Here is a 24,445-nt window from a genome sequence, read left to right as displayed (position 1 = left end):
CGCCCCCGCCCAGCCGCCGGCGTCAGCTGCTCAGCACGGCCTCCAGCTGCTCCAGGCCCCAGTCGAGGTCCTCCTTCGAGACCACCAGCGGGGGCGCGATACGGATCGTCGAGCCGTGCGTGTCCTTCACCAGGACTCCGCGCTGCATCAGCTTCTCCGACAGCTGCCTGCCGGTCCCGTGCGCCGGGTCGATGTCCACGCCGGCCCACAGGCCGCGCCCGCGTACCTCCCGCACGGCGTCGCCGCCCGCCAGCACGCCCAGCTCGTGGTGGAGGTGCTCGCCGAGCTCCTTCGCGCGCTGCTGGTACTCCCCGGTGCGCAGCATCGCGATCACCTCCAGCGCGACGGCGCACGCGAGCGGGTTCCCCCCGAACGTCGACCCGTGCTCGCCCGGCTTGTAGACGCCCAGCACGGCCCGCGACGAGACCACCGCGGAGACCGGCACGACACCGCCGCCGAGCGCCTTGCCCAGTACGTACATGTCGGGGTGCACGCCCTCGTGCTCGCACGCGAACGTCGCGCCGGTGCGCCCCAGCCCGGACTGGATCTCGTCCGCGATCATGAGCACGTTCCGGCTGCGCGTCAGGTCACGCACGCCCGGCAGATAGCCGGCCGGCGGCACCAGCACGCCCGCCTCGCCCTGGATGGGCTCCATGAGCACGGCCACGGTGTCGTCGTCGACGGCGGCCTCCAGGGCGGCGAGGTCTCCGTAGGGGACGATCTCGAATCCGGGTGTGTAGGGGCCGAAATCGGCGCGGGCCTCCTCGTCGGTGGAGAAGGAGACGATCGTCGTCGTACGCCCGTGGAAGTTGTTGTCCGCGACGATGATCTTCGCCCGCCCGTCGGGCACGCCCTTGCTCCGGTAGCCCCACTTCCGTGCGGTCTTGACGGCCGTCTCGACCGCCTCCGCGCCGGTGTTCATGGGCAGGACCATCTCCATGCCGCACAGCTCCGCGAGCTGCTCGCAGAAGTCGCCGAAGCGGTCGTGGTAGAAGGCGCGGGACGTGAGGGTCACCCGGTCCAGCTGGGCCTTGGCCGCGTCGATGAGCCGCTGGTTGCGGTGCCCGAAGTTGAGCGCCGAGTAACCGGCGAGCATGTCGAGATAGCGCCGTCCGTCGGCGTCCGTCACCCAGGCCCCTTCGGCGGAGGCGACGACGACGGGCAGGGGGTGGTAATTGTGGGCGCTGCGCGCTTCGGAGGCGGCGATCAGCCTTTCCGAGGTGGACATCCGGGGTCTCCGTTCGTCTCGTGTGGTCCCGCGGCGCCTCCCGCTGCGTCTCACGTCTTCCCGTGGCGGCGCGGAGGGCTGCCTCTTTCTATCGTCCACCCGCCGTACGGTGAAGAAACTTTGCTGCCGGTGCGGGGTTCCCACGGGACGGCCGGGGGCCGGGTGACGGCCCGGAGCGGCGCCGACGCCCCGCAGCGATCCCTGCGCCACCCGCGCTCTCGGCTGCGAGCGGGGCGCTGCCCCGGCGCACGAGGACACGGGCACCGCGCGACGGCGGCGCGCACGAGCGACACGGTGCCTCAGGTCACTGGACAACTGTGCACGCCCGGCCCGGGAGACCTGAGACAATGGGCGCATGGCCAATGACCGTCCGCGTGTACTCTCCGGAATCCAGCCCACGTCGGGTTCGTTCCACATCGGCAACTACCTGGGCGCCGTTCGCCAGTGGGTCGCGCTCCAGGAGACCCACGACGCCTTCTACATGGTGGTCGATCTACACGCGCTGACGCTCCCGCAGGACCCGAGGCAGCTGACGGAGAACACCCGCCTCGCCGCGGCTCAACTGCTCGCGGCCGGCCTCGACCCAGAGCGCTGCACGCTCTTCGTGCAGAGCCATGTGCCCGAACACACCCAGCTGAGCTGGGTGATGGAGTGCATGACGGGCTTCGGCGAGGCCTCCCGCATGACGCAGTTCAAGGACAAGTCGGCGCGGCACGGCACGGACCGCACGTCGGTCGGCCTCTTCACGTACCCGATCCTCCAGGTCGCCGACATCCTGATCTACCAGGCCAACCAGGTCCCCGTCGGAGAGGACCAGCGGCAGCACATCGAGCTCACGCGGAATCTGGCGGAGCGGTTCAACGGCCGCTACGGCAAGATCTTCACGCTTCCCGAGCCGTACATCCTGCGCGAGACGGCCAAGATCTTCGATCTTCAGGACCCGTCGATCAAGATGAGCAAGTCGGCGTCGTCGCCGAAGGGCATCATCGACCTGCTGGACGACCCGAAGGCCTCCGCGAAGAAGATCAAGAGCGCGGTGACGGACACGGGCACCGAGATCCGTTTCGACCCGGAGAACAAGCCCGGGATCAGCAACCTGATCACGATCCTCGCCACGCTGACGGACTCCGCAGTCGCGGAAGTGGAGCAGAAGTACGAAGGCAAGGGTTACGGTGCGCTGAAGACCGACCTCGCCGAGATCGTGAGCGACTGGGCCGCGCCGTTCCGCACCCGTACACGGGAGTATCTGGAGGACCCGGAGACGCTGGACGCGCTCCTGGCCGAGGGCGCGGAGAAGGCACGGGCCGTCGCGGCGGAGACGCTCGCGCAGGCCTACGACAAGGTGGGCCTGCTGCCCGGCAAGCACTGACAGACGACGGACCGCCGCCCGGCAGCGACCCGCGGACCGGCAGGCGGACACAGCTCACACCACACAACCTCAGACGGGCCGGGGACCGGCCATCGAGCAGGAAGGAGCACGAGGTGGGGACCGTCACGCTCGGCGTTTCGATCGCCGTCCCCGAGCCGCACGGCAGTCTGCTCCAGCAGCGTCGTGCGAGCTTCGGCGACCCGGCGGCCCATGGCATCCCCACCCACATCACGCTGCTCCCGCCGACGGAGGCCGACCCGGCCGACCGTCCGCGGATCGAGGCGCACCTGGCGCGGGTGGCGGCGGCGGGGCGCGCGTTCGGGCTGCGCCTGTCGGGCACGGACACCTTCCGTCCGCTCTCCCCCGTAGTCTTCGTACGGCTCGTCGAGGGCGCCGCGGCGTGCTCCTGGCTCCAGGAGCAGGTGCGGGCGCCGGAGGGCCCGGTGGCGCGCGAGCTGGCGTTCCCGTACCACCCGCATGTGACCGTCGCGCACGGGATCTCCGAGGAGTCGATGGACCGGGCGCAGGAGGAGCTGGCCGGCTTCGAGGCGTCCTGGACTGCGACGGGCTTCGCGCTGTACGAGCAGGGCTCCGACCTGGTGTGGCGGCTTCAGCGGAAGTTCACCTTCGGCACGGGCGAGGAGACACCGTTGTCGGTCTCCGGCGTGCCCCGGCAGGTGCCGCAGCCCTTCCCCGTCTGCGAGGACGGCGCGGACTCCTTCGCTCCGCTGCACTGAGCGCCCGGCCCCGGGCGCGGCGCTCCCGGCCGGATGAGAGGGCGCGCAGCGGGTAACCGGCGATCATGGACTGGCTGACGAAGCTGCCGGTGATCGGCCCCGTGGCGGCGTGGTTCTTCCGTACCCGCGTCTGGCGGGTCTACCAGCACCTGGACGAGCACAAGTGGACCAGGCACGCCGCGTCCATCACCTTCACCAGCTTCATCTCGCTCTTCCCCATGCTCGCGGTCTTCGCCGCCGTCGGGGCGTCGCTGCTCACGCCCGAGCGGATGCGGACCGTGCAGCACACGATCGACCGCCAGGTGCCCGGCATCTCCGGCGAGCTGGACCTGCGGTCGCTCGCCGACAACGCCGGCACCGTCGGGCTCGTCGCGGGGCTGCTGCTGGTCGTCACGGGCGTCAACTGGGTCGGCACGCTCCGGGAGAGCCTGCGCGCGCTGTGGGACCTGGAGGAGGACCCGGGCAATCCGGTCCTGCTGAAGCTGAAGGACCTCGGGGCCCTCGCGGGACTGGGCGCCGTGGGGCTCGTCTCGCTCGCCGGGTCCGCCTTCGCGGTCTCCGTGGCCGGCTGGGCCGCGGGTCAGGTGGGCGTCCGCGAGAACGGCGTCGGCTCGTTCCTGCTCAGCGCCGCCGGATACGGGGCCGCCCTGGCCGCCGACTTCGCGCTGCTGTGGTACGCGCTGAGGGTTCTGCCCGGCGTGCGCCCGCCGCGCCGCGCGACGCTCCTCGCGTGCACGATGGGCGCGGTCGGCTTCGAGCTGCTGAAGCTGCTGCTGGGCGGCTATCTCCAGGGCGTCGCGACGAAGAGCGTGTACGGGGCGTTCGGGACGCCCATCGCGCTGCTGCTGTGGATCAGCTTCATGGCGAGGCTGATGCTCTTCTGCACGTCGTGGACGGCGACGGAACGCACCGGCAAGCCGATCGAGGAGATCGACGCACTGGGGAGCGGCACGTCCGAACCGGTGGAGTCCGAACGGGCCGCTCCCGTACGAGAAGAGGAGGCCGGACGGAGCGTCAGTCCGGCTCGCGCGCACCCACGCGGTCCGAGCCCGACGCGGGATCGGACCCGGAGTCAGAACCGGAGTCAGCGGAACCAGAGCCCGAACCGGAACCGGAGCCCGAACCAGAACCGGTCTGAGCGCCCGGACCCGCCGCGCCGGACCCCTGACCGAACGGAAGACGACGCAGCCGCGCCAGATCCGGAATCGGCCACCGGCGGTGGACGCCGTAGGCCACCGCAGCCACCAGCACCAGGCAGCCCGCGGTGATGCCGAGGGCGACACCGGCGCCGCCCGAGCCGTCGCCGTCGTCGCCGCTGCCGGCCGAGGCCTGACCGGCCGCCTTGTTCCGGTCCTTGCTGTCGCCGGACTTCCCCGAGGCGCCGGCGCCGCTGGGCGCGACGAGTTCGCCCACCGGCTCGACCTTCCCTACGGCCTTGAAGCCCCAGTCGAAGAGCTTCGCGGTCTCCTTGTAGACCTCCAGCCCGCCCTGCTCGTCGTCCGGGTGCATGCAGGTCACCAGCAGGACGCGGTCGCCGTGCTGGGCGACCCCGGTGAAGGTGGCGCCCGCGTTCGTCGTCGAGCCGTTCTTCACGCCCGCGATGCCCGGGTAGGGGTCGAGGCCGACGTCACCGGTGAGCAGGCGGTTGGTGTTCTGGATCTCGTACGTCTCCCGCTTCTTGCCCTTCTTCTCCTCGCCGGGGAACTGGGCGCGGGCGGTGGAGGCGTAGTCGCGGAAGTCGGCCTTCTGCATCCCGGAGCGAGCGAAGAGCGTCAGGTCGTACGCCGAGGAGACCTGGCCCTTCTTGTCGTAGCCGTCGGGGCTGACGACGTTGGTGTCACCGGCGCGGAGCTTCTCCGCCTGCTGGTTCATCTCGCGCACCGTCTTCGGCTTGCCGCCGTTCATCGCGGCGAGCACGTGCACCGCGTCGTTGCCGGAGCGCAGGAAGACACCCCGCCACAGATCGCGCACGCTGTACGTCTGACCTTCCTTCACGCCCACGAGGCTGCTGCCCTCGCCCATGCCTTCGAGGTCGGACGCCTCGACCTTGTGCGTCTTCGTCTTCGGGAACTTCGGCAGCACGGTGTCGGCGAACAGCATCTTCATGGTGCTTGCCGGGGGGAGCTTCCAGTGGGCGTTGTGCGAGGCCAGCACCTCGCCCGACTCGGCGTCGGAGACGATCCAGGACCGCGCGGTGATGTCGCCGGGGACCTCGGGCGGCTTCTGCCCGGGCTTCGCCTTCATCTGCGTACCCGGAGAGCCGAGCAGCTTGCCGCCGACGCTCGACATGCGTGCGGGCGGCTTCGGACTCTTGCCGTCGTCCGCCACGGCGCCCACGGGTGCTCCGGCGGGCGGTGCGCCCTGGGACGCGGCGTGAGCGGTGCCGCTTGGAGACGGGGGGACGAGGAACGCGAGGGCCAGGGCGGCTGCTGCTGTCGCGGGCACGCGTACGGCGCGAAGTGAGGAAGTCGGCACAGGGCGAAATTACATGCCTCTCGAACACTTGTGGACATCGCACTCCCCAGTGGCGCCGGGCAGTTGGCCCCTCCCGAGCTACACCGTTGGGCCGATAGCCATACTTGACCCATGAGCCAGTCTCCGGGCGCGCGGTCCTCGCCGCGCCCCCTCTCCCTCAGCCGTCGCGTCTCCTGGTTCCTGCTCGCCTTCGGAATCTGGTCCTGGTTCGTGTGGATCACGTTCGTCAAGAACCTCTGGAAGGACAGCAGCGGGCTGGCCTTCGACGACTCCGGCGACCCGACCGGTTACTTTTGGGTTCATCTGCTGCTCGCGAGCGTGTCGTTCCTGCTCGGCACCGCGATCGGCGCCATCGGTTTCCGGGGGCTGAGAGCTCTGCGGGGCAGACCCGGAGAGTAGGGGGAGGGGGGCATGGCCGTGGTCTTCGTGGTCATCGCGCTGACCGTCTTCGTGCTGGCGGGGTTCGCCCACCTGTATCTGTGGCGGCGGCTCGTACGTGACGTGTCCGCGCCGGGCAGCGCATGGCGCCGTACGGGGACGGTTCTCGCCTTCGTACTGCCCGTGGTGATGATCGCCAACGTCGCCGTGGGGCGCAGCGGCGCGCCCTTCACGCTCCAGCGCGTGCTGGCGTGGCCGGGCTACATGTGGCTGGCGCTGCTGCTGTATCTGCTCATGGCTCTGGCGGTGGGCGAGGCCGTACGGCCGCTGCTGCGGCGGGCCCTCGAGCGGCGGGCGGCGAGAGGACCAGGGGACGCGGTCCTGGGAGCGCCCGCGGCCACGTCCGCCGCCGACGCGGTGCCGGCACCCGCCGGTGCGGTTCCGGGCGGGACGGCGGCCACCGTCACGGCGACGAGGTCGGAGGCGGGAGCGGGCGCGGCATCGGAAGCGAGCGAGGGCTCCGGAGACGAGCCTGGTGAGCGCGGCGGGCCCGCGGAGCCCGGTGAGCCGGGCGAGCCCCGCGAGCAGTCCCCGGCGGTCACCTCCCGGCGCCTCTTCGTGGCCCGCACGGTCGCCGCCGGTGCCGCCGTCGCCGCGGCGGGAACGGTCGGGGCCGGCGCGTACAACCTGCTGAACGGGCCCACGCTCAAGCGCGTCACCGTGCCGCTGGCCAAGTTGCCGCGCGCCGCCCACGGTTACCGCATCGCGGTCGTCAGCGACATCCATCTCGGGACGGTACTGGGCCGCTCCCACACCGAGCGCATCGTCCGTACGATCAACAGCGCACAGCCCGATCTGGTCGCCATCGTGGGCGACCTCGTCGACGGAAGCGTGGCGGACCTCGGTCCGGCGGCGGAACCGCTGCGCCGGCTGCGGCCGCGGCACGGCTCGTTCTTCGTCACCGGCAACCACGAGTACTTCGGGGACGCCGACGAGTGGGTGGACCACGTACGCGAACTCGGCGTGCATCCCCTGGAGAACGCCCGCCTGGAGCTGCCGCACTTCGACCTGGCCGGGGTCAACGACCTGCGCGGCGAGGACAGCGGCGAGGGCCCGGACTTCGAGAAGGCTCTCGGCGACCGCGACACCTCGCGCACTTCGGTGCTGCTCGCGCACCAGCCCGTGCAGATCCACGAGTCGGTCGAGTACGGCGTGGACCTCCAGCTGTCCGGCCACACCCACGGCGGCCAGCTCTTCCCCTTCCACCTCGTCGTGGCGCTCGCCAACCCGACCGTCGCGGGCCTGGACCGCTACGGCGACACCCAGCTCTACGTCACGCGCGGCGCGGGCGCCTGGGGCCCGCCGGTCCGCGTGGGCGCCGACCCGGACGTGACGATCGTCCGGCTGGCGTCGAAGCAGGCCTGACCTGGGTGCATGCTGCGTGCATGACGAGCACGTATCCCATCGCCGAGGCCCGGGGAAGGCTCGGAGTCCTCGCGCGGCGAACAACGCCCCGGGACCCGTCGGCTCCCTGCTTCACGCCCCCATCAGCTGGCTGGGAGACCCGACTGGAGGCCGCTTGACTGTGGGGTGCCGATCACGGGCACTTCCGTCAGTCGGACCTAAGTAGCCGTCGCCATCAGGGTCGGCAGGCAGTCGGCAGTTGCTTGTACAAGTGGGTCAGTGCCTGAAGGCCGGCCCGGAGTGACGCCAAGACGCCCCACGACCTCGGGGACCCGCAAGGGTTTCGTCCGGGGAGACAAGCATTGCGCCTTCCCGCCGGTGGCCTAGTCCTTCTGGAAAACCACAGGTCGTTGAAATTCCCCTGGGCTCCTGTGAACCGGTCGGACTCGATGCCTGTGCCTCGAAAGGTGCCCGCAATCGTGATCCTGCCGACGCCGATTCGGCGGAGACATGTGGCCGATATGCGGAACCTCTTATTCTACGCACGACTAATTCTGCAGCCATTAGGATAACGTCGGCGCTCCGCCAACACTCGGCGGAGCATGACGGTTTGAACGCACCCAGTGCTTGATCCTTCAATCAATTCTTCGACCAGGAATGAGTGGTTCCGAATGCTCCGAAAGCTCGGCGCCGTTGCGGCGGCATGCGTTGCGGTTGCTGCGACAGCCAGCACAGCAGTCGCTATACCCGCAGACGCAGACGCATCACGTGCAGTAGCTGGCCCCCCACCTTCATCTCCGTGTTCAACCGCCTCTGGCGTATTGGTCTGCTTCCAGAAGAAGGGCGACAAGCTCTGGGTGAAGGACACCAAGAAAGACGGTCGTATCGCCGTGGGATATTGGGGCTACATCGGAAAGGGCTGGGCCGACCACACCTGCTCAAACGAACTTGGTTCAGGGCAGTGGGGAATCTGCAACTACAACATGAAGGAGGGAAAGAGCCTCTCGTTCAAATCGGGAGTCGCGAAGAAGGGGTCGCCGAAGAATCCCTACTACATGGGTGGTACTCAGTACGCGAAGGCTTAAGAGCCCGGCCGATGAGCCTTGCACGTGATCGATCGTACGATCTCAGCGAGAGAGTGAGCAGTCGCATGTTCCGCAAGTCCGTTAGCTCAGCTGTGATTTCGGCGGCTTCGCTCGCCGTTGTGGGCGGTATGGCCTTTGCTACGCCCGCATATGCGGCGGGCCCCCCTCCGTATTCGCCATGTTCCATCGGCAAGGGAGGCAAGGCATGCTTCCAGGCCAAGGGAGACAAGATATGGCTCCTGGACAAGAAGAAGGATGGGAACTACGTAAGGGCATTCGTCCGTGGCCAATGGGGAAACCCCAAAGACTGCAAAAGCCACAAGGGGAAGGGCCACTGGAAGGTCTGCAACTACAACTGGCCTGAAAGCGCAACAGTCGGGTTCTCTGTCGCCGCAATAAAGCCCAACGGTTCGCCTCAGTCTGGCGCCTCTGGCCCCGAGCAGACAGCTCCAGTGGGCGGATAGAGTTTCGCTAAAACGACCCTCCGAGTGTGCTCGGTGGGCCGTTCCGGCTGGCCTGGCGTCGATGCACGACGAATGGGTTCGGGAACTCGCGGTGTCCCGAACCCATTCGTCAATGATGCATTGCTACTCGCACACGAGCATTACTTCTTCTTCGGGATCCACTTCTGCCACGTGGACTTGTTCGCCTTGATCCACTTCTCGGCGGCGTCCTCCGGCTTCATCTTCTTGCCAGCGATGTCACCCGCGACCGTGTTCTGGTCCTTGGTGGTCCACCGGAAGTTCTTGATGAACTTGGCTGCGTCGCTGTTCTCCTTCGCGAAGTCCGCGTTGAGGAACTTCTCCAGCTGGTTGGTCTCGTAGCCGCACTTCGCCTTCGACGGCGGGGTCTCACAGCCCGGCGTGTACTTCGGCAGCTGGATCTCGGTCATGTCGATCTTGTTGTTCATCCACTGCGGCTCCCACCAGTAGGTGAGGAACGGCTTCTTGGCGTCGTACAGCCGCTGGATCTCCTTCAGCTGTGCCGCCTCGGCACCGCTGGGGATGTGCTTGTAGTCGAGCTTGAGGTTCTTGATCAGTTCCTTGTCGTGCTGCGAGTACGACGGGGCGGCACCGATGAAGTGGCCCTTGTCGCCACTCTCGGACGTACGGAAGTCCTTGGCGTACTTGTTGAGGTTCTTCCAGTTCTTGATGTCCGGGTGCTTGTCCGCGTAGTACTTCGGCACGAACCAGCCGATGTGCCCGACGACACCGAGGTCGCCGCCGGAGACCACCGTCTTCTTCTCGTCGACGTACTTCTTCTGCTTCTTCGGTACGCCGTGCCAGTCCTCGAGGATGGCGCTGGCCTTGCCGCTGTCGAGCGCGTCGAAGGCGACGGGCTCGTCCATCTGCTTGGCCTCGACCTTGACGTCGAGCTCGTCCTCGAGGAGCTTCTTCACGACGGCGGCGTTCGCCTGCGCGCCGACCCAGGACGGTTCGGCGAGGACGACTTTGTCGCCGCTGCCTCCCCCGCCGCTCGTGTCGGCCTTGCCGCACCCGGCGGTGAGGGTGAGCGCGCCGAGGATGCCGATTCCGGCGATGACCGTGTTGCGTATCTGCTTGTTCTGCATGGTTGCGACCTGTTTTCTCTTCTCGGGGTAGGGAGTTCCGTCAGGGGTGGGGGTGGCGTTCTGTGGGCGCCTACTCACGGGGGCGCTCTCCGGCCGGCTGGGAGATCCGGTCGAGCATGATGCCCAGGCAGACGATGGCGATGCCGGCGGGCAGCCCTTGAGAGAGGTTGCCCTTGGACAGGCCCTGCACGACGTTGTAGCCGAGCGCGCCGCCGCCGATGAGGCCCGCGATGACGACCATCGACAGCACCAGCACGACGCCCTGATTGATGCCGACCAGCAGCGACTTGCGGGCCAACGGCAGCTGCACGCCGAGGAGTTGCTGCCTGCTGGTCGCACCGAGCGAGCGCGACGCTTCCATCGCAGCCGGGTCGACGTAGCGCAGGCCCTGTGCCGTGATGCGGATCACGGCGGGGCACGCGTAGATGACGGCCGCGATGATGCCCGCGCTGCGGCTGAGGCCGACGAGGGCGATGACCGGGATCAAGTACACGAACTGCGGCATCGTCTGCATCGTGTCGAGCACGGGGCGCAGCATCCGCTCCACCCGCTCGATCCGCGCGGTGAGGATGCCGAGCACGACGCCGATGGCCACGGTCACCACCAGACCGGCGATCACCTGCGAGAACGTGTCCATCGACAGCTCCCAAAGGTCCATCACGCCGACCAGGCCCAGGCAGATGACCGCGGTCATCGCGGCCCGCCAGGTCCCGACGATCCAGCCGACGACGGCGACCAGCAGCACCAGCGCCCACCACGGGGTGGTCTCCAGGCCGGAGCGGAGCGGATTGAGCACGTAGACCGTGAAGCCCTTCGCCCAGACCTCCGTTCCGCCCAGTAGCGGGACGCCGTGGCCGATCGTGGCGGTGAGCCAGTCGACGGCGTCCTGCAGGGGACGAGTGACGTCCACTGTCCAGGCGTCCGGCCACTCACGCTCGCCGAGTGAGGAGCCGATCGCGGAGAAGACGCCGATCAGGACGACAATCAGCCCCCACACCGCCATCCGCACCCGCCTCATCAGCCGGGTCGCGCCGACCGTCACGGTGGCGTCCAGTCGCTCGCCCGCCGCAGCCGTCGTACGGTCCAGCAGCACGGCGATCAGGACGACCGCAGAGCCAGCGGTGAGCGCAGTGCCGACGTCGAGGCTGCCGAGCGCCTTGTAGACATCGGCACCCAATCCATCCGAGCCGATGAGGGAGGCCAGCACAACCATGGACAGACACATCATGATCGTCTGATTGAGCCCCAACATCATCTGCCTACGTGCCAGCGGCAACCGGGCGGTGCGGAACTGCTGGTTGGCGCTGGCGCCCAACGAGGCGGAGGCCTCCATCGCGGCCGGATCGGCCTGACGCAGGCCAAGCGAGGTCAGCCGGGCCATCGGCGGAGCCGCGTAAATCACCGTCGCTATGAGCGCGGAGGGAACACCGACATCGAACAGCAGCAGCAACGGCAGCAAGTACGCAAACGCCGGCAAGACCTGCATCGTGTCGAAGACAGGGCGCAGCATCTTCTCGAACCGGTCAGAAAGGCCGGCGGCCACTCCCAACAGGAACCCGACCATGGTGGAGAGGATGACGGCGACCACCATCAGTGAGAGCGTCTCCATCGTCGACTCCCACATGCGCAGCACGCCGCAGACAGCGAAGACGGCGAGACCGGTCGCACCTGTGCGCAGTGCACGGCGGGACAGATCCGCGCCGCCGGCCGACCATGCGATCAGCGTCCCCACAACCGTGACACCGACGTAGCCCATCGAATCGAAAAGGCTGAGCAACGCGTCGTACGACCCCTGGGCGAAGTTGCTGATGTGCAGCAGGAAGTAGAGGAAGATCCAGTGTGTATCGCGGTTGTCGACGAGCCAGTCGTCCAGGTCGTTCAGCGGCGTCTTGATGTCGACGACCCAGCCCGAGGGCCAGACGCCGGAGCCGGAGACCGCGGCGCTGACGATGACGACGAGGACGGCGAAGGCGAGCGCCAGCACCTTGGGGTCGCGCGCGAGCACCGCGAGTCCGCCCGGGGCCTGCTGCTCCTCGGGCCGCCCGTTCAGCTGCTGCGGCGGCGGACCGGGCGCCTTCTCGTCCTGCTCGGAGATGGTGGGGGTGCTCATGCCGGCCTCACCGTCCCGGTCTCGTCCCCGAAGCGGCACCGCCGTGCGGCGGGCGCTGCGAAGCGGATGCTCATACGGCGGCCACCTCCTTGTCCTTGCCCGCGTCGCCCTCGCCGTTCTCGCCGTTCTCGCCGTCGATGCCGGCGACGACGTTGAGCAGGCAGGCGTGGTCGATGACGCCTATGGTCCGCCCGTCGTCGACGACGCGGAGGTTCTCGCCGCTGCGGGCGACGGCCTCTATCGCGTCGGAGACCAGCGTGTCCGGGGAGAGTTCGGCGCCGCTGTCCGCCTCCGCCTTCTCGGCGGGGCGCATCGCGAGCCGCACAGATATGACCTGCTCGCGGGGGACGTCGCGGACGAAGTCGCGGACGTAGTCGTCGGCGGGGTTGGCGACGATCTCCTCGGGAGTGCCGAGCTGCACGATCTCGCCGTCCCGCATCAGCAGAATCCGGTCGCCCAGCCGCAGCGCCTCGGACAGGTCGTGCGTGATGAAGATCATCGTCCGGCCCTCCTCGCGGTGCAGGCGGATGACCTCCTCCTGCATGTCCCGGCGGATCAGCGGGTCGAGGGCGCTGAACGGCTCGTCGAACAGCAGGACTTCGGGGTCGACGGCGAGTGCGCGCGCCAGCCCGACGCGCTGCTGCTGACCGCCGGAGAGCTGTACGGGACGGCGGTCGCCGAGGCCCTGGAGCCCGACCTTCTCCACCATCTCCAGGCCCTTGGCGCGGCGCTCCTGCTTGGACATCCCCTGGATCTCCAGGCCGTAGGCGACGTTGTCGGTCACCGTGCGGTGCGGCAGCAGGCCGAAGTTCTGGAAGACCATGGCGGTGCGGTGGCGGCGCAGCTCGCGCAGCCGGTGCTTGTCCATGGCGCGTACGTCCTCACCGTCCATCTCCAGCACGCCGGCGGTCGGTTCGATGAGGCGGGTGAGGCAGCGTACGAGCGTGGACTTGCCGGAGCCCGAGAGGCCCATGACGACGAAGACCTCGCCCTTCTGTACGTCGAACGAGACGTCGCGCACGGCGGCGGTGCAGCCGGTGCGCTGGGTCAGTTCGGCGGCGGAGAGCCCGGCGAGTTCCTCGTCGCCGGGCACCCGATGCGCCTTGGGGCCGAAGACCTTCCACAGATTGCGTACGGAGAACACCGGGTTGACCGGGGCGGACTCGTGGGTCTCGGACATCACGCAACACCTCCCGGTGCCGTAGTCGTCGTGGTCGTCGTTGTCGTAGGGGTCGCAGTGGTCTTGCTCTTGGTCGAGCTGGTCGAGTTGGTCGAGTTGGTCGACGGGGACGCGGCGGCGGCCGTGGTCGCAGCGGACCGGCCGGGCCGGACGAGGTCGGCGGCCTTCTCTCCGACCATCAGCACGCCGATCATCGGGTTCACCGAGGGCATCGTCGGGAAGACGGAGGCGTCCGCGATGCGGATGCCCTCCAGGCCGCGGATCCGCAACTGGGGGTCGACGACGGCGAGGGCGTCGTCCGCGCCGCCCATCCGGCAGGTCCCGGCCGGGTGGTAGACGGTGTGCGCGACCTTGCGCGCGTACTCGCTGATGTCCTCGTCGGACGTGATGTCGGGCCCGGGGCAGACCTCGCGCTTGAGCCAGCGGGCGAAGGGCTCGGTGCGCGCGACCTGCCGGGCGGCCTTGACGCCGTCGACGAGGGTGCGGCCGTCGTAGTCCTCATCGTCCGTGAAGTACCGGAAGTCCAGGGCCGGTTTGACGGACGGGTCGGACGAGGTGAGGTAAAGGCGCCCGCGGCTGCGGGGCTTGGGGATGTTGGGCGTCAACGACACGCCGTGCGGGGGCCGTTCGTAGCCCAGCCGCTCCGGATTGTCGGTGAAGGGGATCTGGTAGAAGTGGAACATCAGGTCGGGCCCGGCCGACTCCGGGTCGCGCCGCAGGAAGAGCCCGGCGTCGGAGTCCATCGCGGAGTTGTCGGGGATGGGCCCGTCCGTCTCCCAGACGATCACCGACTCGGGGTGGTCGAGCAGGTTCTCGCCGACGCCCGGCAGGTCGTGTGCGACGGGCAGTCCCAGCGCCTCCAGGTCCTCCCCCGGGCCGATGCCGGAGTGCATCAGCAGCCTCGGGGTGTCCACGGCGCCCGCGCAGACCAGCACTTCGTGGTCCGCGGCGATCAGCCGCTCGGCGCCGTCCTTGCCGCGCACGTGAACGCCGGTCGCCCTGTCGTCCTCCAGCTGGAGGCGGTAGGCCCAGGTCTCCAGCAGGATGTCGAGGTTCGGGCGGTCGCCTGCCTCGATGTGCGGGTGGAGGTAGGCGACGGAAGCAGAGGAGCGCTTGTTCGTCTCCGGGTGGTAGGAGAGGTCGAAGAAGCCGACGCCCTCGTGGAACGGCTGCTCGTTGAAGCCGTCGATCTCGGGGACGCCGAGGGCGTCCTTGGCCGCGGCGATGAAGTCGCGCGCGATGGCGTTACGGTCCTGCTCGCCGACCGGCACGATGTTGTTCCGCAGCCTGCCGAAGTACGGGTCCATCGCGGCGGCGCCCCAGCCCTCGGCGCCGGCCGCCTCCCACTCGTCCCAGTCGGACGGCAGCGGCTTGAACGAGATCAGTGTGTTGTGCGACGAGCAGCCGCCGAGCACCTTCGCGCGGCTGTGCCGGATGTGGGAGTTGCCACGGGGCTGTTCGGTCGTGGGGTAGTCGTAGTCGAGCTCACCGCCGAGCAGACCGAGCCAGCGGCGCAGGGTGAGGACCTCGGGGCGGTCGATGTCCGAGGGGCCGCCCTCGATGAGGGCGACGGTGACGTCCGGGTCCTCGGTGAGCCGTGAGGCGATCACCGACCCTGCCGTACCGCCGCCGACTATGACGTAGTCGTAGGTGGATATGTCATGGCTGGACATTTCCGTGGTGTGCTCCTTGGGGTTCACGTGTTCGCGCGAAGAAGGCGACGAGGGCATGATGCGCTTCCTCCGTCAGCCAGAGAACCAGCGGACCGGTGCGGGACGCAGGTTCTCGTACACGTGCTTGGTCTCGCGGTACTCGGCCAGCCCGTGCGGACCCAGCTCACGGCCCACTCCCGACTTGCCGAAACCACCCCACTCGGCCTGTGGCAGATAGGGGTGGAAGTCGTTGATCCACACGGTGCCGTGCCGCAGACGCGCCGCGACGCGGCGGGCGCGGGCCGTGTCCGCGGAGAAGACCCCGCCGGCGAGACCGTACTCGGTGTCGTTCGCCAGAGACACCGCTTCGTCCTCGGTCCGGAAGGTTTCGACGGTGAGGATGGGCCCGAAGGTCTCCTCCCGGATCACCTTCATGCGCCGGAGACAGTTGTCGAGGACTGTCGGCGAGTAGAAGTAGCCGTCGGCGGGCCGCACGTCGGAGGGCTCGGGACGCTCCCCGCCGCTGCGCAGCACCGCGCCCTCAGCCAGCGCGGACGCGACGTACGCCTCGGTCTTGGCCAGCTGCTGCGCGGAGACCAGCGGCCCGCACTCGACGCCGTCCTCGGTGCCGCGGCCGAGCCGGATGCGCTGGGCGCGGGCGGCCACCTCGGCGACGAAGCGCTCACGCACGGACTCCTCGACGATGAGGCGGGCGCCGGCGGAGCAGACCTGGCCGCTGTGGATGAAGGCGGCGTTGAGGGCCTGGTCGACGGCCGTGTCGAAGCCCTCCTCGGTGGCGCAGGCGTCGGCGAAGACGACGTTGGGGTTCTTGCCGCCCAGCTCCAGGGCGACCTTCTTCACGCCGGGGGCGGCGGCCTGGGCGACCTTCGTACCGGAGACCAGGCCGCCGGTGAAGGAGACCAGATCCACGCCGGGGTGCTCGGACAGGCGCGCGCCCACGGGGTCGCCGGCACCGGTCACCAGGTTCGCGACGCCGGCGGGGAGGCCGGCCTCGGCGAGCAGCTTGATCAGGTGGAGCGTGGTCATGGGAGTGATCTCGCTGGGCTTGATCACGAAGGTGTTACCCGCCGCCAGCGCCGGGGCGATCTTCCAACTCGCCTGGAGGAGCGGGTAGTTCCACGGCGTGATCATCGCGCAGACGCCCACGGGCTCGTGCACGACGACGCTGTGCACGTCCGGGTCGCCCGCGTCCACGACCCGGCCGCCGGACTCCCCGGCGACGAGGTCGGCGAAGTAGCGGAAGGCGGCGGTGACGTCGTCGACGTCCACCCGGCCCTCCTCCCATGTCTTGCCCGCGTCCCGCGACTCGATGAGGCCTATCTCCTCGCGGTCGCGCTGAAGCAGGTCCGCGACCCTGCGCAGGAGCGCGGCGCGCTCGGCGACAGGTGTACGGGGCCACTCGCCCTCGTCGAAGGCGCGACGGGCGGCGGTGACGGCGGCGTCGGCGTCCGGGGCGCCGCCCTCAGCGACGACGGCGAGCGTGGTGGCGTCAGCGGGGTCGAGGATCTCCCGCGTCCCGCCGGCCTGCGCAGCGCGCCAGTCGCCGTCGATGTAGATGCTTTCGATTTCGGACACCTTCTGAACTGCCTTCCGAGCTGTATTGACGCATCGTGTCACGAAGAAATCACATCGCGATCACGGTGAAATAAGGCCATGCGCTGGTCACATGACAAGAGCGAACCCTGCCCCGTCTCGGCGTTTGCATGTCCGTCCGGGGCAGATAAGTGGGTTTCCTCACGGGCCGAAGTGCGCCGGAGGAAGGAGAAGGCCCTGGTTGGCGTCACATGTGAGCGTTTCCGGCAATTTCTGAGCGCCGACTTGGCCGGTTCTGTCGCCCTACGGGCGGAGAGGTCTTGACGCGGAGGATCGAAGCGATCAAGGACGTGTCCGGGTTTGCGTTCGTATCGTTGGACGATGCGGCTGCAGGCGTGGACCGACGCGGCAGCGCGGAGGAGCACAGGGTCAAGGCCTACGCCACGGCCGCGGTGCCTGCGTATGTGATCGCCGACCCCTACGCGGGCGAGTGCCACCTCTTCACTCAGCCCGAGAAGGGCGAATACGAGAGCAGGCTGACGGTCGCATTCGGCAGGACTCTCGACATGACCGGGACGGTCGTCGGGCTGAAACTGGAGACGGCGGAATTTCCCGGGGAGTGAGCCGCGGCCGCGGCCCCGCCGGGATGATGGGCCGCTTCTAACCGATTCCGTCGTCCCCGTCCCCCTGCCCGTTCCTCGCCCCGCAGTCCACGCCCGTCGGGCAGAAGAAGGTCAGGGCCGTGTCCAGCAGTTCCTTTTCGTCCGCCGAGGCTCCGTCCTCGTCCGGGCCGTAGGCGATCAGCGCGTACAGCTCGCCGTCCTCGGCCTCGAAGCGGTGGTCGATGACGTGGCGCTTCGCGCCGTGCTCGTCGGAGATGTACGTGTACTCGAGACGGGCCGCCGGACCGTCTCCGCCGTCGAGGCGGTCGAGGGACTCGCGCTGGTAGCTCTCGTTCTTCTCGGAGTTCGCCTCCGCGAGCTTCAGCGACTCGTAAGGGTCCGAGTCCTCCACGTAGAAGACCTGGAGCTGCTTGGAACGGTCGGAGTTCTCGTAGAAGACGGCCTGGGCGCCGTCCCTGTCCTCCGCGCGGCGCTCCCAGCCCTCGGGGACGGCGAGGCTGAAGCCCTCGGGGTCCTCCGCTATCTCGTACCCCTTCGGGGGGTCGGCGGCGGCGGCCCCGGCCGGGTCCGTGGAGTCGGACGGCTCCTCGCCGAGGCCGGAGCGTTCGCTCTTGTCGGGCCTCGACGTCGCCGCCGGGTCGGGAACGACCACCGACGGCTGGCCGGCGGCCTGCCCCGGTTCGTCCTTCCAGCCGAGCGCCCAGGTGCCGAAGGCGAGCCCGCACACGGCCAGCAGCGCCAACCCGCCCTTGGCCACGTGCCGTTGCTGCCGCGCGGACTCCGTGTGCCGCTGCCCGCGCGCGCTGTCGGCATCGTTGTCCACCCAGCGCTGCTGGTCGGGGTCGAAGCGGATCACCGGCCCTCACCTCTCACGTGTCTCACCCCAGCACCTGCGCGGCGGCCTGCACGACCGCGGTCGCCGACGCGAGCAGGCCGACGGCGCTCGCGCCCGTCTCCAGCCGGTCGCGGAGCCGGGCGACGCGGCCGGGCCCGGCGTGGCCCGTGCGCGTGATCTCGCCCTCGATCTCGCCCAGTTCGCCCTGGACGGCGGCGGTCTCGTCGGTGGCGGCGAGGACGCGGATGTCCGCGCGCAGCGCCCGCACCGCGTCCAGGAGCGCGAGCGTCGCCTCGTCCGTCTGTGCCGGCGGCGCGGCGCTGCCGTAGGAGACGGCCCGGCCCTGGGCGCCGGTGGCGATCGCGCCGCCCGACATGGTGCCGACGTGCACGGCACCGCCACAGCCGCCCGCGCGCGAACGGTCTGAATCCCACGCCGGGTTCGGACTCTGGTCCTGCCTCTGGTCCGCTGCCGCCTCGCCGGAGAGGCCCTCGCCGGAGGCGTTCTCACGGGAGAACTCCTCGCCGGAGCGCATCACGCCGGGCTCCTCTCCACATGCTGCGCCGTGCCCCGCTCGCCGGTGGCCACGGCCCCGCCGCTCATGTCCTCGATGTAGACGCCGCCGTCGCGTACGTTCACGATCTGCTGCTCGAAGCGGTCCGTATGGAAGCCGCGCTGCTCCAGCGCGTCCCGCACGCCGCTGGCGATCCTGTCCTGGACGGTCTTGATGTACCGGCTGACGTCCATCTCCTGGAACAGCGACAGTTCGCTCGTGCTCGCCAACTCCCGTACGGAGACGAGCGGGGCGTCCGGCGCCGCCGACTCGGGAGAGCTGAGCCAGACGCGGAAGACGGAGAGCATGGTGCGCGCGGCGGCGATCCCGGCGGCGGCCGTCGCCGCGGGCGCCGTGAGGAACGCGAGCACCCCTTCGCGCAGCGGCCCGGACGCGTGGCGCTCGATGATCGCGTCTATCTCCCTGAACTCCTGGGCGACGGGCCCCAGAACGTGCGGCACGACCTCCAGGACCAGCATCCCGCCCTGCGTGTGCACGCGGACGAGCAGCGAGACGACCACCTGCTCGTGCCAGGAGCCGACGCGGACGCGGAGGAAGTGCCGGCGCGCCTCCCCGCCGTCGTCGGCCGCCTCCGCGAGATGCTGCTGCACGGTCTCCGGCTCGTAGACACCGCTGTCGCGGCGCACTCCCGAGGGCAGATAGACGAACTCCTCGATCTCCAGGCCGCGCAGGCTGTCGCGGCTGGTGCGCGCCGTCGACTCGCGCAGGGCGACGAGCCGCGGCGTGATCATGTCGAGGACGTGGCGGCTGGAGAGATGGTTCGACGGCGGCAGGTGCGGTTCCGCATGCGCCTGCGCCGCCTGTGCGGCATGCGCGTAGGCGGCCTGTTCGTGTGCCGCCTGCGCTGCCTGCGCCTGGAGCTCCGCCTCTGCCGGATCCTGTGGCGTGAAGCCCTCGGGCAACTGCGCGGAGGGCAGGCCTCCCGGGTGCGGGGGCTGGACGGGGTTGATCTGCCCCGCCGGCATCGGCACCGGCGGCATCTCCTCGTCCGGCTGCATTCCGGGGTGCTGCGTGCCCGGGTGCGGCATCTCGACGGGCGGCATCCCCGCGGGGGGCGCCTCGGTGTACGGCAACTCCACGTGGTGCACCGGGGCTTGGGCCGCCGCCACCGCGCCGTGCACGGCCTGCGACGGCACGCCGTTCGACGGCGCTTCCGCGTGCGGCGTCTCCTTCCTGCGGCGCAACTCCAGCGCGAAGGACCACGGTTTGTGCGGGACGCCGGCTCCGACGAACGGACGGTTCGCGTCGTACAGCGTCGCCTGAGCGTGCTGTTCGGCGTCGATCGCTTCGCCGATGCGCCGGTAGCGCTCCGAGTGCGGGAGCTCCGGCTGCTCCGCCGTGCCGAAGTTCTCGCGGCTGAGGCGCTCGCGCAGCACGGCGGTCACCCTGATCCGGTGCAGCCAGACGACGGCGACCATCAGCAGCGGAAAGATCACCGGATAGGGGTTGTCGCGGACGCCCGCCACAGCGGCGATCCAGTACACGACGGCGAGCGCGCGGGCGGCGTACGTGACGGCCAGGCCCAGCCTGCGCCGTATCGCGGAGCGCAGCGACCTGCGCGGCGTCCTCGTGCCCGCGTAGAGCAGCGTCTCGCGGCCGGAGATGGCGCGGCCCGCCCACAGCGCGAGGACGACACCGGCGTAGAAGAGCACCCAGGCGGTGGGCTGGTCCGCCATGGACGTGAGCCGGTCGCCGCCCAGGAAGACGGCCAGGGAGAGGAGTTCGTCGACGGAGAGGTCGAAGTTGCCGCCGAAACGGTCGTCCAGGGCGTCCCACGTCAGAAGGACGGAGACGACGACGAAGCCGACCCACACGGCCAGCAGCGCGACGGCCGTCTGCACTTCCTGCCGCCGCGCCCGGAGGGCGTGGGCGAGCACCGGACGCACGTCCACACCCAGCGAAGGCGGGACGGGGCGCTCGGCGTGACCCACCAGCTCGTCGATGACGCGCTGACGGAAACCGGCGTTCAACCGCGCACCGGCGCACAGCAGACGCGTCGCCTCACTGTGAGCATGTGTGCGCATTGAGTAACCCATGACTAGCCCCGACTTCCCCAAGGTCCTTTCAGGGATCGGCCCTGAACATACCCGAGGGGACATCACCCCGACCACGACGGGAAATCCCCTGTGGATAACGCTTCGGGAACGCCGCGGAGTTACCGCCCCGAGTGCGCGGAATGCGCGAACTGCCCCTGGGAGACGGTGCGTTGCGGAGCCGTCACCCGACGTCCGCTGTCCGGCGAGACGGCGGCGGCGGTCGCCTCACGCGGCCTGTCTACGGAGCCGGCGCACTCGGCGGGCGCCGCGGAAGCAGAACGGGCCCGTTCGGCCCGGGAGGCGGACTCCCGGACCGCACGGGCCCGTTCGGGGTGCGGCGTGCCGCCGCGCGCTTCAGGCCTCAGAGGCGGCTTCAGAGCAGGCCGAGACCGCTGACCGCCTCGCGCTCGTCCGACAGCTCCTGCACGGACGCGTCGATGCGCGGACGCGAGAAGTCGTTGATCTCCAGACCCTGGACGATCTTGTACGAGCCGCCGTCGCAGGTGACGGGGAACGACGAGATCAGCCCCTCCGGGACCCCGTAGGAGCCGTCCGACGGGATGCCCATGGACGTCCAGTCGCCCGCGGGCGTGCCGTTGACCCACGTGTGGACGTGGTCGATGGCGGCGTTGGCGGCCGACGCCGCGGAAGAGGCGCCGCGCGCCTCGATGATGGCGGCTCCGCGCTTGGCCACGGTCGGGATGAACTCCTCGGCCAGCCACTTCTCGTCGTTCACGGCCTCGGCGGCGTTCTTGCCGGCGACCTCGGCGTGGAAGACGTCCGGGTACTGCGTGGCCGAGTGGTTGCCCCAGATCGTCAGCTTCTTGATGTCGGAGACCTGGGTGCCGGTCTTCTTCGCGAGCTGCGTGAGCGCGCGGTTGTGGTCGAGGCGCGTCATCGCGGTGAAGCGCTCGGCGGGCACGTCCGGTGCCGCGGCCTGGGCGATGAGGGCATTGGTGTTCGCGGGGTTGCCGACGACGAGAACCTTGACGTCGTCCGCCGCGTGGTCGTTGATGGCCTTGCCCTGCGGCTTGAAGATGCCGCCGTTGGCCTCCAGCAGATCGCCGCGCTCCATGCCCTTCGTACGCGGACGGGCGCCCACGAGGAGGCCCACGTTGGCGCCGTCGAAGGCCACGTTCGGGTCGTCGGTGATGTCGATGCCGTGCAGCAGGGGGAAGGCCGAGTCGTCGAGTTCCATCGCGGTGCCCTCGGCCGCCTTCAGTGCCGGGGTGATCTCCAGCAGCCGCAGCCTGACGGGCACATCGGCACCCAGCAGCTGGCCGGAGGCGATACGGAAGAGCAGCGCGTAGCCGATCTGGCCCGCCGCTCCGGTGACGGTGACATTGACAGGGGTGCGGGTCATGGCGGTCTCCGTAGTACCTGGCGGTGGCAGTTTCGAAGGCGGGGTCCTTCCCCTGGGGCACCTCCCTGGGGGTCCCTTCCCGCGGAGCGAGGAGGAGCAGCCAGGGGAAGAAGCCAGAGGGAACGCGCCCTGCCCTGTGCGGAGGTCTCTCGGGATGTCTCTCTACATCAAGAGACCCCGCGCCAGGCTATCCGACGTCTCGTACGCGTCGGCAGCCGCCCGCGCAAGGAGGGATGACGCGGGCGGCTGCCGGTGCGGCCAGCCCGTGGGGGGTTGCTGCAATGGCGCATTCCCGGGATCCGACCAGCCATGCATGCGCATTCATCCGAACACCAACGAGATTCGGACAGCTTCAACCGAGCCTGAAAGGCGGGGAGTTGACGTTTCAACGCCGCACGGCCACCCCGGCGGCCCGGCGCGCCGGACGGCTCAGCGGACGGCGTCGCCGATGCCGCCCCGCTCGCCCGCGCCCGTGCCTGCAGTGCTGCCTGTGCCTGCGGTGCCATCGGTGCCGTCGTCGCCGGACGTGTCACCGGTGCCAGCCGTGTCGCCCGTGTCTGCCGGATCCCCGGTGCTCGCCGTGCCGGCCGTGTCCGCCTGCCCGGCGGTGTCGAGCTTCGTACAACCCGTCGTGCCGGCAACGAGAGTGGCGCAGGCACGCGCTTCGGTCGCGGAGCCCACGGAGACCATCTCGGTGTACGCGTCGTTCGTCGCGTCGACCTTGTCGCTCTCGGCCTGGCCGCCGGCGCTGATCTTCAGGCTGTCGCCCTGCGCCGCACCCGTTATGCGGCCCCACGCGGCCTTGCAGACCTTGCTGTAGCGCACCTCGACCATGCTCGGGCCCACGAAGGCGGACCGGCTGCTCTTGACGTTCTGCCCGCCGCAGCCCATCTTCTCCGGGTCCTTGCCCGAGCAGTCCTTGCCCTGGCACTTCACGCCGGCGGGAAGGTCACGGGCCGAGCTCGTCGCCGAAGGCGTGGGCGACGCGGCGGAGTTGCCGGTCTGCCCGGGAAGGCCGAAGACCAGCACACCGACGCCGAGGACCGCGAAGACGCTCAGCGCTCCCCCGAGAAGCGCCGCGACGCGGCGCCCGCGCGACGAACGGCCGTCAGCGTTCGGGCCGTCGGGGAAGTCGGGGTCACCGGCCGCACCGGCGGCACCCGCTGCACCCACCGCACCCGCGCCGTCCGGACTCGCCATGCCCGCCTGCTCGTTGCCCGGATACGCCGGAGGCCCGGACCCCGGACCGGACGGCTGCTCCGCGGACGCCGCAGCCGCGTTCCCGCGGCCTGCGCGGTGCGCGCCCGGGCCGCGGCCCTCGCCGGCGGCGCCCCACGAGGCCACGTCGACCCGCTGCTGCGGCACACGGCCACCGGCCGAGCCTTCGCCGCGGCCGGGATAGGGACGGGGCCGCAGCACGGCCGTCTCGTCGTCCACGGGCGGCCTGTTCGTCTCCGGCGGGGCGGCGGAAGCGGCGGCGCTGTTGCGGGCGCCGGGGATCGCGGAGGCGGAGGGCGGCGCGAAGACGTCGGGGAAGTCGTCGGCGATGTCCTTGTCGCCGGGGGACCCGGAGGAAGCGGAGAAGTCAGAGCGACCGGAGAAGTCGGCGGAGGAAGGGGCCCAGGGGTGCCAACTGTCCGCGCTCACCACGGGGATCTCGCCCGTCTTCTCCTTCCACTCCTCCTCCTTGCCGGGGGCGGCCTCCTGGACGCCGGGCTCCTCGTCCCTGCCGCGGTCCTTGCCCTTGTCGCGGTTCTTGTTCCGGTCCTTGTCCTTGTCCTTGTTACGGCCCCACTTGCGGCCCTTGGCCGGCTCGTCGTCCCAGAACTCCCCCAGCGCCTCGCGCGCTTGGGCGACGCGGATGGCCTCCATCGTCACGTCGTGCCGCATCTCGTCGCGGCTCCACGCCCGTTCGGCCAGCTCCCACATCGTCTCCAGGTGGCGGATGTCGATCCCGGTGACCTCGCCGAGCGCGTGCGCGGCTCCGCGGGGCGGCAGCAGGCGTCCGCCCAGGTACCTCTCCCAGGACGACTTGCTGTAGCCCGTACGGTCCGCGATGGTCGCGACGCTCAGCCCGCTGCGGTCGACCAGCCGCCGCAGCTGGCTGGTGAACTCCCGGATCTGCGGGTCCAGTTCCTCCGGTAGCGGCCTCCACCGAGGCATGAGCCTCCCCCTAGTCCCCCGAGTTCATCGACAATTCCCGCGCCAGATCGTCACCTAGTCTGCCACCCCGTCCGGCGACTGGGCCCACGGCTGCGGCCCGCACTTCCGC

At 69.8% G+C, this 24,445-nt stretch carries 17 protein-coding genes and 2 pseudogenes; 7 read left to right on the top strand and 12 right to left on the bottom strand.

Annotated elements, in window-relative coordinates; genetic code table 11:
* Nucleotides 1-22: 22 nt before the first annotated feature.
* Nucleotides 23-1,228: an ornithine--oxo-acid transaminase gene (rocD, locus tag QQM67_RS01880; protein ID WP_314171734.1), complete on the bottom strand. Its 1,206-nt coding sequence runs from the start codon at nucleotides 1,226-1,228 to the stop codon at nucleotides 23-25.
* 355 nt (nucleotides 1,229-1,583) lie between these two features.
* Here rocD and trpS point away from each other — a divergent pair, with 355 nt between their 5' ends.
* The 3 genes and pseudogenes from trpS to QQM67_RS01865 form a co-directional block, all read left to right on the top strand.
* Nucleotides 1,584-2,597 carry a tryptophan--tRNA ligase gene (gene trpS / locus QQM67_RS01875; protein WP_314171733.1) on the top strand — a complete coding sequence of 338 codons (1,014 nt, stop codon included), beginning with the start codon at nucleotides 1,584-1,586 and terminating at the stop codon, nucleotides 2,595-2,597.
* A 113-nt stretch (nucleotides 2,598-2,710) separates the two neighbouring features.
* Nucleotides 2,711-3,334: a 2'-5' RNA ligase family protein gene (locus QQM67_RS01870; protein WP_314171732.1), complete on the top strand. Its 624-nt coding sequence runs from the start codon at nucleotides 2,711-2,713 to the stop codon at nucleotides 3,332-3,334.
* A gap of 65 nt (nucleotides 3,335-3,399) precedes the next feature.
* Nucleotides 3,400-4,224 (top strand): annotated as a pseudogene (locus tag QQM67_RS01865) (YihY/virulence factor BrkB family protein); the annotation flags it as partial.
* A gap of 124 nt (nucleotides 4,225-4,348) precedes the next feature.
* Here the strand turns inward: QQM67_RS01865 and QQM67_RS01860 are convergent.
* Complete coding sequence (locus tag QQM67_RS01860; protein ID WP_314171731.1) at nucleotides 4,349-5,809, bottom strand: D-alanyl-D-alanine carboxypeptidase family protein; 1,461 nt, start codon at nucleotides 5,807-5,809, stop codon at nucleotides 4,349-4,351.
* Between the two features lie 111 nt (nucleotides 5,810-5,920).
* Here QQM67_RS01860 and QQM67_RS01855 point away from each other — a divergent pair, with 111 nt between their 5' ends.
* The 3 genes from QQM67_RS01855 (at nucleotide 5,921) to QQM67_RS01845 (ending at nucleotide 8,676) form a co-directional block, all read left to right on the top strand.
* Entirely contained in the window at nucleotides 5,921-6,208 is a 288-nt protein-coding gene (locus QQM67_RS01855) for an SCO4848 family membrane protein (protein ID WP_314171730.1), read from the top strand.
* Between the two features lie 12 nt (nucleotides 6,209-6,220).
* Complete coding sequence (locus QQM67_RS01850) at nucleotides 6,221-7,612, top strand: metallophosphoesterase (protein ID WP_314171729.1); 1,392 nt, start codon at nucleotides 6,221-6,223, stop codon at nucleotides 7,610-7,612.
* 836 nt (nucleotides 7,613-8,448) lie between these two features.
* On the top strand, nucleotides 8,449-8,676 hold the full coding sequence (locus QQM67_RS01845; protein WP_314171728.1) for a hypothetical protein: 228 nt from the start codon (nucleotides 8,449-8,451) through the stop codon (nucleotides 8,674-8,676).
* Nucleotides 8,677-9,280: 604 nt separating this feature from the next.
* Here the strand turns inward: QQM67_RS01845 and QQM67_RS01840 are convergent.
* The 5 genes and pseudogenes from QQM67_RS01840 to QQM67_RS01820 all read right to left on the bottom strand — a co-directional run bounded on the left by QQM67_RS01840 (nucleotide 9,281) and on the right by QQM67_RS01820 (nucleotide 16,784).
* Nucleotides 9,281-10,246: an ABC transporter substrate-binding protein gene (locus QQM67_RS01840; RefSeq protein WP_314171727.1), complete on the bottom strand. Its 966-nt coding sequence runs from the start codon at nucleotides 10,244-10,246 to the stop codon at nucleotides 9,281-9,283.
* A gap of 70 nt (nucleotides 10,247-10,316) precedes the next feature.
* Nucleotides 10,317-12,356: an ABC transporter permease gene (locus tag QQM67_RS01835; RefSeq protein WP_314171726.1), complete on the bottom strand. Its 2,040-nt coding sequence runs from the start codon at nucleotides 12,354-12,356 to the stop codon at nucleotides 10,317-10,319.
* A 70-nt stretch (nucleotides 12,357-12,426) separates the two neighbouring features.
* Entirely contained in the window at nucleotides 12,427-13,536 is a 1,110-nt protein-coding gene (locus QQM67_RS01830) for a quaternary amine ABC transporter ATP-binding protein (RefSeq protein WP_314171725.1), read from the bottom strand.
* Between the two features lie 98 nt (nucleotides 13,537-13,634).
* Nucleotides 13,635-15,209 (bottom strand): annotated as a pseudogene (locus tag QQM67_RS01825) (GMC family oxidoreductase); the annotation flags it as partial.
* A 72-nt stretch (nucleotides 15,210-15,281) separates the two neighbouring features.
* The gene (locus QQM67_RS01820) at nucleotides 15,282-16,784 is read right to left on the bottom strand and encodes an aldehyde dehydrogenase family protein (protein ID WP_314171724.1); all 1,503 of its coding nucleotides are present in this window, start codon (nucleotides 16,782-16,784) and stop codon (nucleotides 15,282-15,284) included.
* Nucleotides 16,785-17,137: 353 nt separating this feature from the next.
* On the opposite strand from QQM67_RS01820, the gene QQM67_RS01815 reads away from it, so the two are divergent.
* Nucleotides 17,138-17,365, top strand: coding sequence for a Uma2 family endonuclease (locus QQM67_RS01815; protein ID WP_314171723.1), 228 nt, complete (start codon nucleotides 17,138-17,140; stop codon nucleotides 17,363-17,365).
* Between the two features lie 37 nt (nucleotides 17,366-17,402).
* On the opposite strand, the gene QQM67_RS01810 is transcribed toward QQM67_RS01815, so the two are convergent.
* The 5 genes from QQM67_RS01810 to QQM67_RS01790 all read right to left on the bottom strand — a co-directional run bounded on the left by QQM67_RS01810 (nucleotide 17,403) and on the right by QQM67_RS01790 (nucleotide 24,336).
* Complete coding sequence (locus QQM67_RS01810; protein WP_314171722.1) at nucleotides 17,403-18,221, bottom strand: hypothetical protein; 819 nt, start codon at nucleotides 18,219-18,221, stop codon at nucleotides 17,403-17,405.
* 22 nt (nucleotides 18,222-18,243) lie between these two features.
* Complete coding sequence (locus tag QQM67_RS01805) at nucleotides 18,244-18,738, bottom strand: hypothetical protein (protein WP_314171721.1); 495 nt, start codon at nucleotides 18,736-18,738, stop codon at nucleotides 18,244-18,246.
* Entirely contained in the window at nucleotides 18,735-20,798 is a 2,064-nt protein-coding gene (locus QQM67_RS01800; protein WP_314171720.1) for a hypothetical protein, read from the bottom strand. The genes QQM67_RS01805 and QQM67_RS01800 overlap by 4 nt, the downstream gene beginning before the upstream one ends.
* Nucleotides 20,799-21,183: 385 nt before the next feature.
* Nucleotides 21,184-22,173: a malate dehydrogenase gene (locus QQM67_RS01795; protein WP_314171719.1), complete on the bottom strand. Its 990-nt coding sequence runs from the start codon at nucleotides 22,171-22,173 to the stop codon at nucleotides 21,184-21,186.
* Nucleotides 22,174-22,602: 429 nt separating this feature from the next.
* A complete protein-coding gene (locus QQM67_RS01790; protein ID WP_314171717.1) occupies nucleotides 22,603-24,336 on the bottom strand; it encodes a DUF2690 domain-containing protein in 1,734 nt (577 codons plus the stop codon).
* Nucleotides 24,337-24,445: the final 109 nt, after the last annotated feature.

Origin of the sequence: Streptomyces winkii, assembly GCF_032248595.1 — a bacterium.
Classification (GTDB): Bacteria; Actinomycetota; Actinomycetes; order Streptomycetales; family Streptomycetaceae; genus Streptomyces; species Streptomyces winkii.
This window is presented reverse-complemented; position numbering and strand designations above follow the sequence as displayed.